This window comes from Rhodococcus sp. NPDC003383, assembly GCF_053589115.1.
In genome coordinates this window covers 20,726-38,241 of record NZ_JBSFRG010000008.1, presented here as the reverse complement: position 1 = coordinate 38,241, position 17,516 = coordinate 20,726, and the positions used below count along the sequence as shown (strand labels likewise).

The 17,516-nt window shown below is 68.3% G+C and carries 10 protein-coding genes; 8 read left to right on the top strand and 2 right to left on the bottom strand.

The genetic code is table 11. The features are described from left to right. The gene (locus tag ACWDTS_RS09705; RefSeq protein ID WP_450109102.1) at positions 1–1,185 is read right to left on the bottom strand and encodes an aromatic ring-hydroxylating oxygenase subunit alpha; all 1,185 of its coding nucleotides are present in this window, start codon (positions 1,183–1,185) and stop codon (positions 1–3) included. 72 nt (positions 1,186–1,257) lie between these two features. Here ACWDTS_RS09705 and ACWDTS_RS09700 point away from each other — a divergent pair, with 72 nt between their 5' ends. Further along, positions 1,258–1,857 (top strand): TetR/AcrR family transcriptional regulator, encoded by a 600-nt coding sequence (locus tag ACWDTS_RS09700; protein WP_450109101.1) that lies wholly within the window; start codon positions 1,258–1,260, stop codon positions 1,855–1,857. 72 nt (positions 1,858–1,929) lie between these two features. After that, positions 1,930–2,493, top strand: a complete 564-nt coding sequence (locus ACWDTS_RS09695) for a DinB family protein (protein ID WP_248675102.1) — start codon at positions 1,930–1,932, stop codon at positions 2,491–2,493. A gap of 160 nt (positions 2,494–2,653) precedes the next feature. Here ACWDTS_RS09695 and ACWDTS_RS09690 read toward each other — a convergent pair whose 3' ends face one another. After that, the gene (locus ACWDTS_RS09690) at positions 2,654–7,309 is read right to left on the bottom strand and encodes an AAA domain-containing protein (protein ID WP_450109129.1); all 4,656 of its coding nucleotides are present in this window, start codon (positions 7,307–7,309) and stop codon (positions 2,654–2,656) included. A gap of 218 nt (positions 7,310–7,527) precedes the next feature. Between ACWDTS_RS09690 and ACWDTS_RS09685 the strand changes: the two genes are divergently transcribed. The 6 genes from ACWDTS_RS09685 (at position 7,528) to ACWDTS_RS09660 (ending at position 17,508) form a co-directional block, all read left to right on the top strand. Next, complete coding sequence (locus ACWDTS_RS09685) at positions 7,528–9,822, top strand: glycoside hydrolase family 3 C-terminal domain-containing protein (protein WP_197251427.1); 2,295 nt, start codon at positions 7,528–7,530, stop codon at positions 9,820–9,822. A 118-nt stretch (positions 9,823–9,940) separates the two neighbouring features. Next, positions 9,941–10,885: a YncE family protein gene (locus ACWDTS_RS09680; protein ID WP_197251428.1), complete on the top strand. Its 945-nt coding sequence runs from the start codon at positions 9,941–9,943 to the stop codon at positions 10,883–10,885. Positions 10,886–11,007: 122 nt separating this feature from the next. After that, complete coding sequence (locus tag ACWDTS_RS09675; RefSeq protein ID WP_197251429.1) at positions 11,008–12,483, top strand: DUF3375 domain-containing protein; 1,476 nt, start codon at positions 11,008–11,010, stop codon at positions 12,481–12,483. Further along, positions 12,483–13,079 (top strand): DUF4194 domain-containing protein, encoded by a 597-nt coding sequence (locus tag ACWDTS_RS09670; RefSeq protein WP_197251430.1) that lies wholly within the window; start codon positions 12,483–12,485, stop codon positions 13,077–13,079. The genes ACWDTS_RS09675 and ACWDTS_RS09670 overlap by 1 nt, the downstream gene beginning before the upstream one ends. Beyond that, positions 13,076–16,384, top strand: coding sequence for an ATP-binding protein (locus ACWDTS_RS09665; RefSeq protein ID WP_420752627.1), 3,309 nt, complete (start codon positions 13,076–13,078; stop codon positions 16,382–16,384). Before ACWDTS_RS09670 ends, ACWDTS_RS09665 begins: the two co-directional genes overlap by 4 nt. After that, positions 16,381–17,508 (top strand): DUF3322 domain-containing protein, encoded by a 1,128-nt coding sequence (locus ACWDTS_RS09660; protein WP_450118039.1) that lies wholly within the window; start codon positions 16,381–16,383, stop codon positions 17,506–17,508. Before ACWDTS_RS09665 ends, ACWDTS_RS09660 begins: the two co-directional genes overlap by 4 nt. The last annotated feature ends 8 nt before the right edge of the window (positions 17,509–17,516 follow it).

The following is a 17,516-nucleotide window of genomic DNA, read 5'->3' as shown; positions in this document are numbered from 1 at the left end:
TCATGCCTTGGCGCCGGCGTTCTTCCGGCGCTCCTCCGCCATCGCGGCGGCATCGCTCATGATCATCTTGTGGAACACCTGTCCCGGAAGTTCGTTCCGCCCGTAGACCAGTTCGTCCACCTGCCCGTGCGAGACATTGTCGGTGATGGTCTTGGTCACGAACCAGTCCTCCGCGTGGAGCGTCTCCATGAGGAGTTCCCAGTTCTTCTCCAGGACCCGCTTTTCACGAGGAGTGGCGGGCTCGGACGGCGAGAGCAGCCGGATCGTGCAGTACGACACGTTGGGATCGTCCACGTCGGGGACGATCGTCCAGATCTCGAAGTGATTCGGCTCGGTGACGAGCATCGTGCCGGGATAGATCGTGTAGTTGGCGAGCGAGTAGTCGCGCACATCGAACGAATCCGGATCGGCATCACGTACGTCGGTAATCGACCTGCGCGCCACCACGATTCGCCACGAACGGTCGACGAGATCGAACGCGGTGATGTTGCCCTCGAGGTAGTTGCACACCGTCTTGGTGTGCAACTGGCACAGGTGGTACGAGTCCTGCACCCCGTCCACCGCGATCTTCCAGTTCATGTCGAGCTTCCAGGTCTCCTTGCGGACCTGGAACGAGTCCCCGATACCGGTATCCGCGACCTCGGCGTCGTGCTTGTCTCCGAGTACCTGGGCGATGTCCAGGTCGGCCCCGACCGTCGGCACGACCCAGACGAGACCGTGCCGCACCTCGCACGGAAACTCCACCAGACCGTATTGCGAGCGATCCATCCCCTCGAAGCCCTCGGCGTGCGGCAGGCCGCGCAGCGAACCGTCTCGGCCGTACGCCCACTTGTGATAGGGGCAGCTGAAGATGCGCTTGCATCCCGAGTCGTCGAACTCGACCTTGGCTCCGCGGTGCCGGCACACGTTGGAGAACGCCTTGACGGAGCCATCGGACTGCCTGACCACCAGCAACGGCGTGCCGATGAGGTCGGTGGTGATGAAGTCGCCCGGCTGCTTCAGCTCGTCGACGTGCGCCACGATGTGCGGAAACCGACGCACGACGTCGCGTTCGAGGCTTGCCAGCTCGGGGTCGTTGAACACGGAGAAGGGCACATGCAACAGGTCGTCCGCGTAGTCGGTGGTGTTGTTGTCCTTGTGCGCGATCAAGCGCCGAGTGAGTTCGATCTTGTCTTCACGCTGCATGCCCTCAGGATGGCACATGAGACATCAGGCGTCTAGTGTCTCAGTGAGACTACTCGGCGGTATTGTTCATGCGTGGCACAGAAGACCGATGCAGAGACCGTGGACGTCACCGCGGCGATCCTCGTCGCTGCCGAATCGTGCTTCGAGCGGTTCGGTATCACGAAGACGACCATGGCCGATGTGGCCCGAGCAGCGAACATCTCCCGGGCGACGCTCTACCGATACTTCTCGGACCGCGAAGCGCTCATCATGGCCTCGATCGTCCGCCGCGCACGCATGAACATGGAGCCGTGGCGAGCTCGCATCCGGGAGTACCCGACCTTCGGCGAACGGATCGTGGAGGGCCTCTGCGCCAACATCCGGCGAGGCATTCGGGATCCGATGATCCACCTGCTCGTGTCTCCCGCCGAGGCCACGCTCGCCATCACGCTGCTCGCGACGTCCGGCAGGGCCGTCGAGCTGACCCGCGAGCTGTGGGAGCCGATCCTCACCGAGGCACAGGAATCCGGCGAGTTGCGCACGGACATCGACCTGGACCTGCTGTGCGAATGGCTGTCCGAGCTCGAGATGAACTACATCAGCGCCCTGGGCGCCGATGCCGGCTCGCTGGACCGGCTGCGGGACAAGCTCCGCATGTTCGTGGTTCCCGCCCTGGTGGCACCAGGGCACTGACACTGGATCACCGACAACGCCGGGTCGCCGATCCCGCACGGAGGTCCTGCAATATGCGGGACAGTGGGATTCATGAACGCATTCGACCTGAACCACTCGCTGCGTGAGCAGTGGGAATTCCACTGGAACCATCAGATCCGAGCCAGGCTCGATGGCCTCACCGACGACGAGTACTTCTGGTCCCCGGTACCCGATGCGTGGAGCGTGCGACCGCGGGGCACGTCGACGGCGCAGATTCAGGCGGGATCGGGTGACTTCACCATCGACTTCGCCTTCCCCGAGCCCGTGCCGGCACCGTTCACGACGATCGCGTGGCGGCTCGGCCACGTCATCGTCGGGGTGCTCGCCGTCCGCAACGCGGCGCACTTCGGTGCCGCACCGGCGTCGTACGAATCGTGGGAGTACGCCGGCGACGCCGCCACCGCGCTCGACCAGCTCGAAACGCAGCTCGACGTGTGGCTCGCCGGCGTCCGGGATCTCGGCAACGACGGGTTACTGGTCCCCGTTGGCGACAAGGAACCGTATCCGGAGCTGACGAGGGCGGATCTGGTGCTTCACATCCACCGCGAGCTGATCCACCACTTGTCGGAAGTCTCGCTGCTGCGCGACCTGCATACGCACACGCATCGCTCCTGAGCCGGGGTCAGAGTGACCATGTGGGCTCGGTCCGATCCACGACTCGAGTCGGAATCCGCCCACACTGTAGCGTGAGCGAATCCGCACTCGCCCGCGTAGATCGTCGGGCGGCCGCGCTCGAATCGCTGTGCGGCTGTCCGGCCGGCGCGCGAACCCCGCCCTACGAAGGCACTACACCGGCCGCGCGATATACCGTCCGCTCCCCCGGCGCGGAGATCTCGTCGACAACACCCTTGGCGACGAGGTCCTCCAGCACCGCAAGCACGATCGTCCAGTCCACATCGAGCCTGCCCGCGAGTTCGACGACCGGATGCGACTCGTTCCCGAGTGCATCCACGATCAGTTCGGCGAGCCGCGCCGACACCGCCATCGCAGGCGAAGCAGCGAGTCCGGGGAGCTCGAGGGACGAAATCTCGACCATCGGAATCGGCTCGGTGATCGCAGAGTCGACACCCGGTGCCGGAATGACTTGGGTCTCAGCAAGGTTGGGCGTGATACCCCGCCGCTCGAGCTCGCCCCACAGGCCCGCCATCGACGCGACCGAATCGAAGTAGTAGTCGGATTCGCGGATCCGCCAGAACCTCCACCCGGACCGTTGCAGTTCACGTTCCCGTTCGAGCTCGGCGCGCTGCCGGTCGGGGCCGGCATGCCAACGATCGCCGTCGCACGCGACCGCCAGCCTGCCTGCTGAACCGGTCACCACCAGATCGATGAAGTGGCCGTTGACCTCGACCTGCGGGTTCACGTGATATCCGCGAGCAACGATGTCGAGGAAGACCTCCTGCTCGAAGAGGCTGCCGAACGCCTCGTGCCGCTCGTCGCGTGTCACGCCCTCCGGCATCGGCGCGGCGGGTGTCGGGGACGTCGACTGCATGTAGGAGAGCAGCGAATGCCGCAGGTCCGTCGGCCGCAGCGTATCGACCGTCCGCGAATGGAACAACCACAGCTGGTCCTGCGCCCGCGACGCGGCAACGTTGAACCGCCGCTGGTATTCGGTCCGCGTCATCGCCGCGATGTTCTGTTCGGGTGCGACGACCATCGACAGGAACACCACGTTCCGCTCGTCGCCCTGGAAATCCGGGGGCGTGCCGACGCGGAGCCGGCGTTCCTCCCACTGCTCCGGGGTGAGCCTGTCCAGCAGTTCGTTCTGGATGACGTCGACCTGCGACTGTCCCTGCAGAACCACCACACCGAACGTCTTCCCGTCATAGGCCTCGTCCTCGAGGCACTGCACGAGCGTGTCGACGAGGGCACGTGCCTCGACGCGGTTCGTCAGCGACGAATTCTGCCCGGTCACGAAGCCGTCTTCGACGAAGGTGGTGCGCAGCGGCGGCAACCGGTCGGACCCGAACTGCCGCACCGGAACCAGCGGGTCGTCCGCATAGAACTGGTCGCTGGACCAGGCGATGATCTCGGGCATGGACCGGAAATGCTCCCGCAGCCGGACGACGCTCCCGAATCGCGATCGCAGCAGCGAGAACATGCTCGACCGCGGAGTGAAACTGTCCCGCAGATAGTTCGGGATGTCCGGCAGGTAGGAGTCGAGACGACTGAACACACCGTCGAGCGCACCCAGCGACACCGCACTCGGCGCACACTGCTTGTCGTCGCCGACCACGATGACACGCGGCGCCAGCCACAGCAGGAACAGGCTGCTGATGTCGGCCTGGCTCGCCTCGTCGACGATGACGACGTCGAACGAATTCTGTTCCGGCGGAATCGAAGCCAGCACCTGTTGCAGCGGCATCACCCACGCGGGCACCGCGCCCTGCGCGACCTGCATGGCCTCACGTGCCGCGGCACGATAGCGCTCGGCGTACCTGCCGGTGCCCTTGCCGATGCTCGCCACGTGGTCGCGGTACGAATGCAGCGCCTGGACCTGCTCGGCGGTCGTGCGATCGAGGCACGTGCTCCACGCCTTCTCTGCGGCGAGCTGGGCGGTGAGCCGCGCGATGTCCTGCTCGACTTCATCGAGGTCACGGTCGAGCTGCAGGTCGTCGCGGTTCTCGTGACAGTCCCGCACCCATTCCTCGGCGCGACGCCACGCCCACGCGTTCTCGATGTCGGCGAGGCGGGCCGGCCATTCCGGTATCGACGGATCGTTCCCGATGGCGTGCGCGAGGGACGGTGCGGCGTCGGTCAATCGCGCGTGCAGGGAGACGAGGTCCAGTTCCTCGCGGTGTTCGCCGGCCGCACGGTCCCACGCGTCCAGAGCCGCGTTGATGCCGTCCAGGTCCGCGTCGTGAAAGGCCCGGGCCAGGGCGCGTCCCTCGGGTGACGCACCTCCCGAAATCTCACCCCGCACATACATACCGATCGATTCGAGCCAGGCCTTGCTCGCCTCGGCGGTACCGGCCGCGGCGATGGCCCGCGCCGACTGCGCAACGGACCGTGCCTGTTCGACGCTCGCGATCCGCGGCGCACCGGGGTTGATCTCCCGCAGCGCCGACTCGACGTCCCGTGCCCGGGCGACGAGGTCGGCGACGATGACGCGGTCCCTGTCGATGAAGGCCAGCGCGCCGACGGCACGGCTGCGCGGCTCGTCGAGCGGGATGTCGATACCGAGATCGCGGAGGGCGATTCCCACCACCCGGACCGCGTCGAGCGCGCGTAGGTGTTCGGCGACGATCCGGGCCGTCTGGGCGGTGGTGGCCGCGACGCCGTCGACGGTCGCGAGCTCACCGAGTTCCTCCACCGCGGATTGCTCGTCGCTCCTGCGGAATCGGGTGAAACCGCTGCGCCACGTGTCGCCCGCTTCCAGCTTGTTCGCCAGCGCGTCGTAGGCCTCGAAGGCACGCTGCCCCGTCACCGGTGTCTCCACCGTGTGGGCGCCGACGAACCGGTCGGCCTCCTGCGCTGCCTGCACGAGTTTCGCGAACTCGGCGGCCTTTCCCCACAGATGCTGCGCCTGCCCGGACAGGACGTCGTCGGCGAGGCGCTGGAATCGCGGGTCGAGCCGTTCCGCATCCTGCAGGGCCCCCTGCAGTTGCCGGCAGAGTTCGTTGATGCGGGCGAGCGCCTCGGGTGACGCGCCCTCGAGAACCCACAGAAGTCCCGACGCGTGACCCTCCGTCGCCTCGGACGGTGCCTGGGCGACCGCGTTGCACGCGTACTGCAGCTCGCGCTGGGTGGGAAGGCTCAGTTCCGGGAAGACCTGGAATCGGCGCCGCGCGCGGTCGACGTTCGACCGCTGGTGGAGCATGAGGAGGATCTGGAATTCCTCGGGGGTCAGCGGTGGGGTGTCGGTGAGGAGCGGGCCGGGCAGCCATCCGTACCGCGTTTCCTGTGCCCGGACCCGCCGGACGATCGACGCGACGGTCCCGCCGTAGCCGGCCGGGACCTCGGGGTGGACGACCGTCTCTTCCGCGCGGCTCTGCCGGATCTGTTCCGTCAGCATCGCTCGACGGTTCAGTGCCTCGTCGCGTTGCGCGGTGAGGTCACCGATGCGCTGCGCCGCGCGCCGTGGGTTGAATTGTGCTTTGCGCGTGGCGATCCCGCTGATGCTGTGGGTGAGCTCCTCGGACCCGCCCCGCGCCGTGTCGGTCACCGACACGCACAGTTCCTGCAGTTCGGGCGGGAGCATGCCGCGGAGCACGCGCAGTGCCTGCGCCTTCTCACTCGTGACCAGCACGCGCTGGCCGCGAGCCAGCAGGGCGGACATGAGGTTGGCGATGGTGTGGGTCTTGCCGGTGCCGGGCGGGCCTTCGACCACGACGCCGATGTCGCCGGTGAACCGGTCGATGATGTCGCGCTGCTCCTCGTTCGCGGGCAGCGGGAACAGCGGATCGTCGGCGAGCAGGGCGGACGGGGTGGCTGCGCGAGCACCGTCTGCGGCGGCGATGCGGTCGAGCCATGCGACGCGGTCGGCCGGTTCGATCGTCTCGACGAGCTGCGCCAGCCCGAGCGGCACGGGGTTCGACTCGTCGGCGGCAGCCCTGATCATGCGGTCGTAGTACTCGACGAGCGCATAGGCACCGCGCTTGCGCAGCACCAGGGCGGGTGAGGGCGTCAGGAACGCCTCGGGTGACGGCGCCTCCTCGGCACGATCGACGACGTCGACTCGGACGGTGAGCGCACGATCGGCCCACTCCTTGAAGAATGCCCGGGTCGCGGGGTCGACGGGCGACGCGACCTGCAGGGCGAGGGATTCGTGCAGGTTGCGGGTACTGGACGGGTCGAACACCTCCAGCCCGGTGAGGAGCTGGGTGTCCTCGAGCGACGGACCTGCGTCGGAGTTCAACCGGACGAACAGGTCGCCGGACTCCGCGTCGCGCTCGACGAGGGCGGACTGCGTGATGAGGTGGGTGCACACCCGCTCCCCCGCCACGCCAGTGGAGAGCTGCAGCAATCCCGATGCGACGACGAGCTCCAGCGATTCCGGTTGGCCTTCGAGGTCGAGCATCGCGCGCTGCAGGAACGTGTAGATCTGCGACTCGGCGCGGCGTTCGCGGTCTGCAGCCGCCCACGCCCGCCATTGCGCGAGCCAGGTGTCGAAGCCGCCGGTGTCCCCCGGGGTCCGCGGGTGGAGAACCGGTTCGACGCTGGAGTCGTCGATCGCCCCCTGCACGTACCTCGCGAAAAGCTCGGGAGGTTGCGGCGGCGGCTCCTCGAGGCGACCGCGCGGAACGCGGAGGACGACGTCGCCCGCTGCGGCATCCGCACGGAGACTCACCTCGTCGAGAGGCATCACGGCACGGTGCTTTCCCAGGACCCGGACGGGCGCGCTGCGCGCTTCGACGAGCTCGGACAAGAAGGTGAGCAGGCGTTGCACGCGATCCCTCAGCTGGGGATCGCTCTCCCTCGACTCGACACCCACTGCACTCACCCTGCTTCCACCCGTCTGACGGAAACGGGCAGTACCACCTTAGGAACTGTCGCCGACATCTTCATGTCCGGTCCCCCTTCGAATCCCCTCACCGAAATGACAGAATCCCACGTCCGGAACGTGCGCGGCTGAACACCCGGCGAGCAACCTCCACGATCCCGGCCACTCCCGGCGTTACGGTACGAAACAAGCCCGACCCGAGGAGAAGCATGAGCGAGTGGACCGACCGCCCGACGGCGGACATCGTCGCCGACCTGACGCTGGGGGAGAAGGCGTCGCTGACGAGCGGTCTGAACTTCTGGTTCACCGAGCCCGTGGAGCGCGCCGGGATCCCGTCGATCATGCTGACCGACGGTCCGCACGGGGTGCGGAAGCAGACCGGTGGCGGCGACCATCTGGGCCTCGGCGCCGCGGAGCCCGCGACGTGCTTCCCGCCGGCGGTGGCCTTGGGTGGCACCTTCGATCCGGACCTGCTGGAGCGGGTCGGGGTCGCACTGGGCACCGAGGCCCGCGCCGCGCAGGTCGGGGTTCTTCTCGGGCCGGGTATCAACATCAAGCGAACCCCGTTGTGCGGACGCAACTTCGAGTATCTCTCCGAGGATCCGTTGCTGTCGGGTGTCCTGGGCGCGGCGCTGGTGCGGGGCCTTCAGTCGCAGGGCGTCGGTGCGTCGCTCAAGCACTATGCGGCGAACAACCAGGAGACCGACCGGATGCGGGTGTCGGCGGACATCGATCCGCGGCCGTTGCGCGAGATCTATCTGCGCGGGTTCGAGCGGGTCGTCGAGGACGCCCGTCCGTGGACGGTGATGTGCTCGTACAACCGCATCAACGGGGTGTATGCGTCGGAGAACCGGTGGCTGCTCACCGACGTGCTGCGCGGCGAGTGGGGATTCGACGGCCTCGTCGTCAGCGACTGGGGCGCGGTCGCCGACCGGGTCGCGGCGCTGGCGGCGGGGCTGGATCTGGAGATGCCGTCGACCGGTGGCCGCACCGACGCCGAGATCGTCGCCGCGGTGCGCGCGGGCACGCTCGACGAAGCGGTCCTCGACACCGCCGCGGGGCGGGTCGTCGACCTGGTGCGCCGGGCCGTCGCGGGCGCGCAGCCGGACGCGACCTACGACGCGGACGCACACCACGCGCTGGCGCGGGAAGCCGCGGCCGCGTCGGTGGTGTTGCTGCGCAACGAGGGCGGCCTGCTGCCCCTCGCCCCGGACGCGAAGGTCGCGGTGATCGGCGAACTCGCCCGCAGCCCGCGCTACCAGGGTGCCGGGTCGTCGCGGATCAACCCGACGCGGCTGGACAACGCGCTCGACGAAATCCGGGCGCTCGCGACCGTCGAGGTGCCGTTCGCGGCGGGCTACTCCGCCGAGGGATCCGGGGCGTCGGAACTGACCGCCGAGGCGACCGCGGTGGCGGCCGCCGCCGACACGGTGATGCTGTTCCTCGGGGTGCCCGCCGAGCTGGAATCGGAAGGCTTCGACCGCGAGGACCTGGAACTTCCCGCCTCGCAGCTCGAACTGCTCGACGCGGTCGTCGTGGCGAACCCGAACACCGTCGTCGTGCTGTCCAACGGTGGCGTGGTGCGGCTCTCCGGTTTCGCGGACCGGGTACCCGCCATCGTGGAGGGCTGGCTGCTCGGACAGGCGGGCGGCGGCGGAGTCGCCGACGTGCTCTACGGGGTGGTCAATCCGTCGGCGCGGCTCGCCGAGACCGTGCCGGTGCGGCTCGAAGACACCGCCGCGTACGGGAACTTCCCCGGCGAGCACGGCCACGTCCGGTACGGCGAGGGCCTGCACGTCGGCTACCGCTGGTACGACGCCCGGCAACTCGAGGTGTCGTACCCGTTCGGGTTCGGCTTGTCCTACACCACCTTCGACTACGGCGACGCTGTGGTGACCGGTAATGCCGAGGTGACCGGTAGTGCCGAGGGGACCGGGGGCGGCGACCTGACCGTCACGGTCACCGTCACCAATACGGGTGACCGGGACGGCGCCGAGGTCGTGCAGGTCTACGTGAGCCTGCCGGATTCCGCGATGACGCGGGCGCCGCGCGAACTGAAGGGCTTCGCGAAGGTACACCTCGCCGCGGGCGAGTCCCGGGAGGTCCGGATCCCGGTGCGCCGCGCCGACCTCGCCTACTGGGACACCCGCGTCGACGCCTGGGTCGTCGAGGGCGGCACCTACACCGTCGAGGTGGGGGCCTCGAGCCGGGACATCCGCGCCGTGTGCACGGTCGAGGTGACCGGCGACGAGGTGCAGCTGCCGCTGTCGCTGGAGTCGTCGATCGGTGAGGTCCTCGCGAACCCGGTCGCGGCCGGGCTCGTCATGGAGGCGTTCGCATCCATCACCGGGGCGGGCGACGGTGGCGCGGCTCCGGTGCTGGACGAGAGCGTGCTGAAGATGGCCGAATCGATGCCGCTGAGCCGGATGGTCGGGTTCCTCGGCGAAAAGTTCGATCGCGACCGGCTTCGGCAACTGATCGACGCCGCCAACGCCGCTCGGTGAGTGCGCCGTGTGAAACGTGTGGATCGTTCGGGCGATTGTTCGCCACCGCCCCAATGTGATTGAGTGGGCGGCGCCGGTGGGGGCCGGCGTTTTCACTCGACGATGTGGGGGAATGTCCGTGGCGGATGAAGCAGCGCTACCGGAGCCGAGTATCGCGCTCGACGACCGGAAACCCGGGTCGATGGCGATCGACCCGGAAACGCACACGATCTACGTCGTGACGCGGCGCGGTGTCGGTGGCGACAGCACGATCGACGTCGTCGATCCGGCGCGCGGCGATGTGGCGGCGACGATTCCCAGCGTCACGAATGCGAGCGCGGTAGCGATCGCGCCGGATCGTCACGAACTCTACGTCGCCAATTACGCCCTGCGCACCGTCTCCGTCGTCGACACCCGGACCCGGGCCGTCACGGCCACGATTCCGGTCGGGAAGGAACCGTGGGCCGTGCGAGCCGATCCGTCGGCTCCCACGCTGTACGTGATGACCGGGGACGAATTCACCGTGATCGACGCGGACCGCAGGGTCGTCACCTCGAACTTCCGCATCGACAACGAGTTCCCGGAGATCTCCCGGGGATTCGCCGTGATCGCGGGACGTCTGTACGTTCCGATTCCGATCGCCGGTGAACACGACTGGGTCGGAGGCAAGGTCGCCGTCGTCGACATCGCCACCGGCGGCGTGATCACCGAGATCACCGTCGGTCGTTCCCCCGACCTCGTCCTCGACCCGGCCGGTCCGACGATCTACGTCGTCAATCGGTACGACGAGACGATCTCGGTCATCGACCCCGCCACCGGCACCGTCACCGGCCCGTACCCCGTCGACTTCGAGGGCGGGGGCGACTCGGCGATCGACCCCGCACGGCAGACGCTGTACATTACGAACTTCAGCAGCGACACCGTCTCCGAAATAGACCTGGAATCAATGGAATTGGTGCGGACCCATCGGGTCGGCGATGCTCCGCGCAGCCCCGTCGTCGACCCCGCGACGCACCATGTCTACACGTCCGACAGCCACTCCCACAGCATCTCGGTGATCGAACCCGCCGAAGCGCCGCACTGAGCGCACGACGCGAGCGCAAGGCGGCCCGCCGGTGCAGGCAGGTCGATCGGCGACAGTTCCACCCGGACCGTGTCGGTGCGGTGTGCCAGCATGGGCTTGCACTCGACACCGAGGGGAGTTCCGTGACCACAGCCGATGTCCATCGCCTGGTCCGCTTGCAGCGCGATCACCAGGCATGGTCGCTGCTGCGGGCGGACAACGCCGCCGTGGTCCTCGCACTGCTGGCCCGGCATTTCGACCATGGGACGCGGCGGCTCCCGGCCCCCGAACTGTTCGAGTTGCTCGACACCGATCTCCAGGAACTGCGCGACGAAGGTTTCGATCTGCCACGCACCGGTCAGGCCTACTGCGCGGACTGGGTGCGCGCCGGCTACCTGCTGCGCCGGCCGAGCACAGACTCGCGCGAGGAAACCCTCGAACCGACCGAGTCGACGTTCGCCGCGCTCGCCTTCGTGTCCGGATTGACGAGTACGACCAGTTCGGTGACCGAGTCGCGGCTGACGACCCTGTCCAGCCAGCTGCAGGCACTGGCCCGCGATTCCGATCCCCGCAGCGAGTCGCGGTTGGCAGCGCTGCGCGCCGAACGCGACGCGCTGGACCGGCAGATCGCCGCCGTCGAATCCGGGGATTTCCCGGTCCTGGACGGCACCCGCGCCGCGGAACGGGCGAAGGAGATCCTCGCGCTCGCCGGGGAGATCCCGGGCGACTTCGCGCGGGTGCGCGCCGAGCTCGACTCCCTCAACCGGGAGCTGCGCGCCCGCATCCTCGACGACGAGGGCGACCGCGGCGATACCCTCGGGGAGGTGTTCCGGGGCGTCGATCTGATCGGCAACTCCGACGCCGGGCGCAGCTTCACCGGGTTCTACGACATGATCATCGATCCGGAGCGCTCCTCCCAGCTCGACGCATGGATCGAGGTGGTGCTGCAGCGGTCGTTCGCGCAGCTGCTCGACCTCGCCGAGCGGCGCCGGTTCAGGTCGCTGCTCACCGAGATGGAGACCTCGGGCAGCGAGGTGCACGCAACGATGACCTCGTTGTCGCGGTCGCTACGCCATTTCGTGCAGTCCCGCCACTACGAGGAGCATCGGCGGCTGCAGCGGCTGTTGCGCTCGGCTCAGCAGCAGGCATTGGAGGTGGCACGGCGCCGCAAGCCCTACGACCTGCTCGACCTCGAACTGGTCCGGATCGGCATGAGCATCGACTCGGTGGCCGCACTGCAGCTGCACAATCCCGCCGACGACCTGGTGGCCGAGCCGGTGGTATCGCAGCCGGCCGGTGAGGTCGACCTCGACGAACTGCGCCGCATCGTCCGCGAGTCGGAGATCGATCTGGACGAGCTGGCCGGGAACGTCGCTGCGACGCTGGGTGCGCGTGGCCGCGCCACGATCGGCGACGTCCTGCAGGATCATCCCGCGACGCAGGGACTGGCGAGTGCCGTCGGACTTCTGGTGCTGGCGGCAGAGCACGGACATCCCATGGACGGCACCGAGGACATCTCGTGGACTTCACCGCGCGGCAATGTCCGGATCGCGTCGATCCGTCGCTACCTGTTCGACCCGACCGACGCTGCGTTCGCACTCCCGCAAGAGGACGCCTGATGACCGAATCGATCCCGCTCTACCCCGGCGACACCGGCGAGCTCGGCCTCGAAACCCGCCGTGCCCTGGTGCAGCTGCTGAAGGGGCCACTGGTCACCGCGGAGAAGCACCCCGAGATCTGGCGGACGATCATCCGGGACGAACGGGTGCTGCGCTCACGGCTCGCCGACGTGTTCCTCGACCTCGTCGTCGACGAGAACGACCTGCTGGCCTTCACCCGTCCGGCCGACACCGGCGACCACAAGACCCCCACGGTGCTGCGCACCGAACGGCTGACGTTCATGGACACCGCCATGGTGCTGGCGCTGCGCCACCGGTTGTTGCGGGCACAACCGGGCGAGCGGGTGATCGTCGACTTCGACGAGGTCACCGCCCAGCTGGAGATGTATCGCGGGGCGACGAGCACCGATCCGGCCGGTTTCCGGCGACGGGTGCATTCGTCGTGGGAGAAGCTGAAGAAGTACTCGCTGCTGGCGTCGACATCCACGGAAGGTCGCATGGAGGTGTCACCGGTGCTACGGCAGTTGTTCGATGCGGATCAGGTCGCGGCCGTCGAAGCGGAGTTCCGGCGCATCGTCGAAGGGAGCCCGATGTGACCGGCGAGCCGATCCACCCCACCCAGTTCCGCCTCGCACGCGTGCAGGTCGTGAACTGGGGAACCTTGCACGGGCACCACGATATTCCGGTGGCGCGCAAGGGTTTCCTCATCACCGGCGCTTCCGGATCGGGCAAGTCCACGCTGATCGACGCGATCTCGACGGTGCTCATGCCCGCGGGCAATGTCCGATTCAACGCCGCCGCACAGGAATCCGCGGCCGGCTCGGGCCGCAACTTCGTCAGCTACATCCGCGGTGCGTGGCGGCGCGAGGCGTCCGCCGACACCGATTCGCTCACCGCGTCGTATCTGCGGCCCGGGGCGACGTGGAGCGCCGTCGCACTCACCTACCGCACCGGCGACACCACCGCTCCGGTCACGCTGGTCAAGCTCATGCACTTACGACGCGGCGCCAATACGAACAACGACGTGTCACATCTGCATCTGATCCTCGACATCGACGTCGACCTGACCGAATTCGAGCCGTTCGTCGCACGGGGGATCGACACTCGCGCGATCCGCAAACAGTGGCCCGATGCCGTGGTCAATCCCACCTACGCGCCGTTCGCCCGCGCGTTCCGGTCCAGGCTTGGCATCTCGTCGGAAGCTGCGCAGCGTCTGCTGCACCGCACGTTGTCGGCGAAAGGCCTGAACAGCCTCGATCAGCTGCTGCGCGACTACATGCTCGACGAACCGGGCACGTTCGCGATGGCGGAGCGAGCCACCACCCAGTTCCGCGATCTGCGGGAAGCACACCGAGTCGTCGTCGATGCGCGCCGGCAGGTGCAGACCCTCGACCCTCTCGTGGATCTCGCCGCCACCCGCAACGGCGGACTGCGGGCGCAGCGCGAACTCCAGGACGAGTCCGACCATCTCGACGCCGTCCACGCCGCGCTGACCGTCGACCTGCTCGAGGACAAGCTGGAGGAAGCCAAGGCGCAGACCGGGCTGTTGCTGGCCGCTGCCGACAAGACCGCCGCCGAAGCCGACCGTGCTGCCGAACGCACCCTCGATCTTCGGGTGCGGGTGGAAAGCGCGGGCGACGGCAGGCTCGCCACGCTGCGCACCCAACGGGCGGCAGCGGAGACCGACATTGCACGGATCACCAAGCAGCGCAGTCGGTTCGAAGCATCACTCGGGCCGTGGGAGGCACAGGTGCCGAGCACAGCCGAGGAATTCGCACACCTGCAGGCACAGATCGAGACCGAACTCCGCGAACTCGACGCCCAGGCCGACACCCGCCGCCGCGAGCTGTACGAGGTGGCGAGCACACTCGCCGAGCACCGCAAACGCCTGCGCGAACTCGTCGCAGATCGGGAGGTGCTGGCGCGGCGACGGTCCAACCTCGACCCCGAACTGCTGCGCGCCCGCGAGCTGGTGTGCTCGGCCGCCGGCCTCGGGGAGGACGCGCTGCATTTCGCCGGCGAACTGCTCGAGGTCCGTCGCGAGGATGCCGCGTGGACCGGGCCGATCGAGCGCGTACTCGGCGGATTCGGCCGGACCCTGCTGGTGCCCGACGAGTTCTATCCGCGCGTGGCCGCCGCGGTCGACGCGCATCACCTGGGCGCACGGCTGGTGTACCGGCGGGTGCGCGCCGCCGCCACGCCACCCGACACGCCCGCCACCGCCGAGAATTCCCTGGTCCGCAAGCTCGATGTGCGCGCCGGGTCGCTCACCGCGTGGGTGTGTCACCATCTTGCCGAGCGGTTCGACTACGTGTGCGTGGACACCGCCGACGATCTGCGCCGCGTCTCCCGCGGTGTCACCCGGGCCGGGCAGGTCAAACACGGACCCGACCGTCACGAGAAGGACGACCGGCGCCGCATCGACGATCGCAGCCGGTGGGTACTGGGCTTCGACAACGAGGCCAAGCTGATCGATCTGCGCGGACGCATCGACACCGTCGAAGGGGACATCGCCGGTCTGGAACGACGGCAGAAGGCGCTCGAACAGTCCGAGGACAATGTGCAGCAACGCCGCCAGTCCGGCGCGGCGATCCGCGAATCCTCCTGGGCGGAAATCGATGTCGAATCGGCCCATCGGGCACTCGACGCGATCGATACCCGGCTGCAGGACTGGATGCAGGACAACACCGAGTACACGACCCTCACCGCCGAACTGGAACGCGCCCAGGCCGAGGACCGGGCCGCGCGGCAGGCCCACACCGCCGCCCGCGCCAAACTCGACCAGCACCGCGACGAACTCGCCGCGGTACAGCAGCGCCTCGACGACGCGCGCACCCACATCGGTGGCACCGTCCCGGACGTCGTCGCCGCCCGGATCCGCGCGCGATTTGCCGCCTCGGTACGACGCGTCACCGCCGACAACGTCGACCGCACTCTGAGCACAGTGGGCCGGGCCATCAGCGACGAGTTGCGCGCGGCCCAGCGCGCCACGGCCGATGCCGAACAGCACATCACGCGGATTCTCACGGCGTACCTCGCCGAATGGGAGGCGCGGCGGGCCGAGATGCGTCCCGACGCCGAATACGTCGACGACGCGATCGCCGTCCTGGCCCGGCTGCGTTCCGACAATCTGCCCGCCTACGAGGACGAATTCTTCCGGCTGTTGCGCGAACAGTCGCATCGGAACATCGGTGAGCTCGCGCGGGCGATCCGCAAGGCTCCCGGCGAGATCCGTTCGCGCATCGAACCGGTGAACGAGTCGCTGCGCCGCTCCCCGTTCGACACCGATCGGATCCTGCGCATCGATGTGAAGGACCGCCGCTCCCCCGCCGCCTCGGAGTTCCTCGCCGAGCTGGTGCGAATCACGAGCGGGTCCTGGAAGGAGGAGGATCGCGGCGAAGCCGAACTCCGATTCGAGCAGATGGCGGCTGTGCTCGAGCGCCTCGACTCGGGCGAACCCGCGGACCTCCGGTGGAAGCGCCTCGTGCTCGACACCCGGCTGCACGTCGGATTCATCGGCGTCGAGGTCGATTCGGAGGGCAACGACGCGAACTACCACGATTCGAGTTCGGGATTGTCGGGCGGGCAGGCACAGAAGCTGGTGTTCTTCTGTCTCGCCGCGGCCTTGCGCTATCAGCTGGCGGCGGACGGCGACGAACTCCCGCGGTACGGCACGGTGATCCTCGACGAGGCGTTCGACCGCGCCGACCCGGCATACACCCGGCGCGCACTGGATGTGTTCACCCAGTTCGGTTTTCACATGGTGCTCGCGACCCCGCTCAAGCTGCTGCAGACTCTCGACGACTACATCGACGGTGTCGCGTCGGTGAGCATCCGAGACAAGCGGTACTCGCAGTTGGCGTTGCTGCCGATCCGTGACGGCGCCGAGGACACGGAGTGAAGTGGGTGCCACCCGGCGCGGTGAGCGCCAAGGCACTGGCCGCGTACCGGAACCGGCGGGCACGCTGGATTGCCGATCCCGTTGCGGCCGAGTCCGATGCGCTGTCGATCGCGCTGCATCCGCCGTCCGAGGTGCGGGTGGCGGACGACCCCGACGCCGCGGTCGCGTGGGTACGCGAGTGGCACCGGTATTCCGGTCCGGGGCGCGTCGACTGGGAATCCCGCCGCTGGCGCGACTTCGGCACCCAGCAGGTTCCGGTGCGACTGGTGTTGTCGTCGGCCTCCGAGATCGCGGCCGCGGCGGGACGCGCCTCGGAGTGGGCACTGCTCGGGATGCGGCAGCGGCGGCTCGTCACCGGACTCGGTCCCGGCACCCCGACGCTGGCCGCCGCGGTCGCGTCGACCCACACCCGCTGGATGGATTTGGAGGAGCAGGACTTCGCCACGCTCGTCGCGGTGGTGCGGTGGCTGGCCGATCATCCCGCATCGGGGATGTTCATTCGTCAGCTTCCGGTGCCGGGGGTCGACACGAAATGGGTGTCGCGGCACCGCGGTCTGGTCGAGACACTGCTCGACGGAGTCCGCGGCGACCGCGACCTGGGCGTACGCTCACTGCCGCGCATGTGCGAGGTCGCGGTGTGCGACCGCTCGCTGCTGCCGGCGGCGCCCCGCATCTTCGCGACACCGCTCGCCGAACTCGCCGCGCTCCCGCTACACCCGGCGATCACACTCGTGCTGGAGAACAAGGAAGGCCTGCACGCGCTGCCGGACCTGGCGTCGACGGTTGCGCTGCACGGCGCCGGTTATTCGGTGCACGAACTCGCGGACGTGCCGTGGCTCGCCGCGTCGGACGTCGTGTATTGGGGTGATCTCGATACGCACGGGTTCGCGATCCTCGACCGATTCCGCCGGCACCTGCCGAACGTGCGCAGCCTGCTGATGGACCCGGTGACCGTCGAGAACTGGCGGCACCTGGGCGTGCCCGAGCCGACCCCGAACTCGAACGTCCCCGAGCACCTGACCGAATCCGAACGCGCGGCTTTCGACCTGGTCCGGGCCGACAACCTGCGGATCGAACAGGAACGGATCCCGTGGCCGTACGTCCTCGACCGGCTCCGCGGGTGATGGGGAGC

Bases quoted from the DNA above. Each gene is read 5' to 3' on its own strand.
- ACWDTS_RS09695 (WP_248675102.1), top strand. From the start codon at position 1,930: ATGAACGCATTCGACCTGAACCACTCGCTGCGTGAGCAGTGGGAATTC.
- ACWDTS_RS09705 (WP_450109102.1), bottom strand. From the start codon at position 1,185: ATGCAGCGTGAAGACAAGATCGAACTCACTCGGCGCTTGATCGCGCAC.
- ACWDTS_RS09685 (WP_197251427.1), top strand. From the start codon at position 7,528: ATGAGCGAGTGGACCGACCGCCCGACGGCGGACATCGTCGCCGACCTG.
- ACWDTS_RS09670 (WP_197251430.1), top strand. From the start codon at position 12,483: ATGACCGAATCGATCCCGCTCTACCCCGGCGACACCGGCGAGCTCGGC.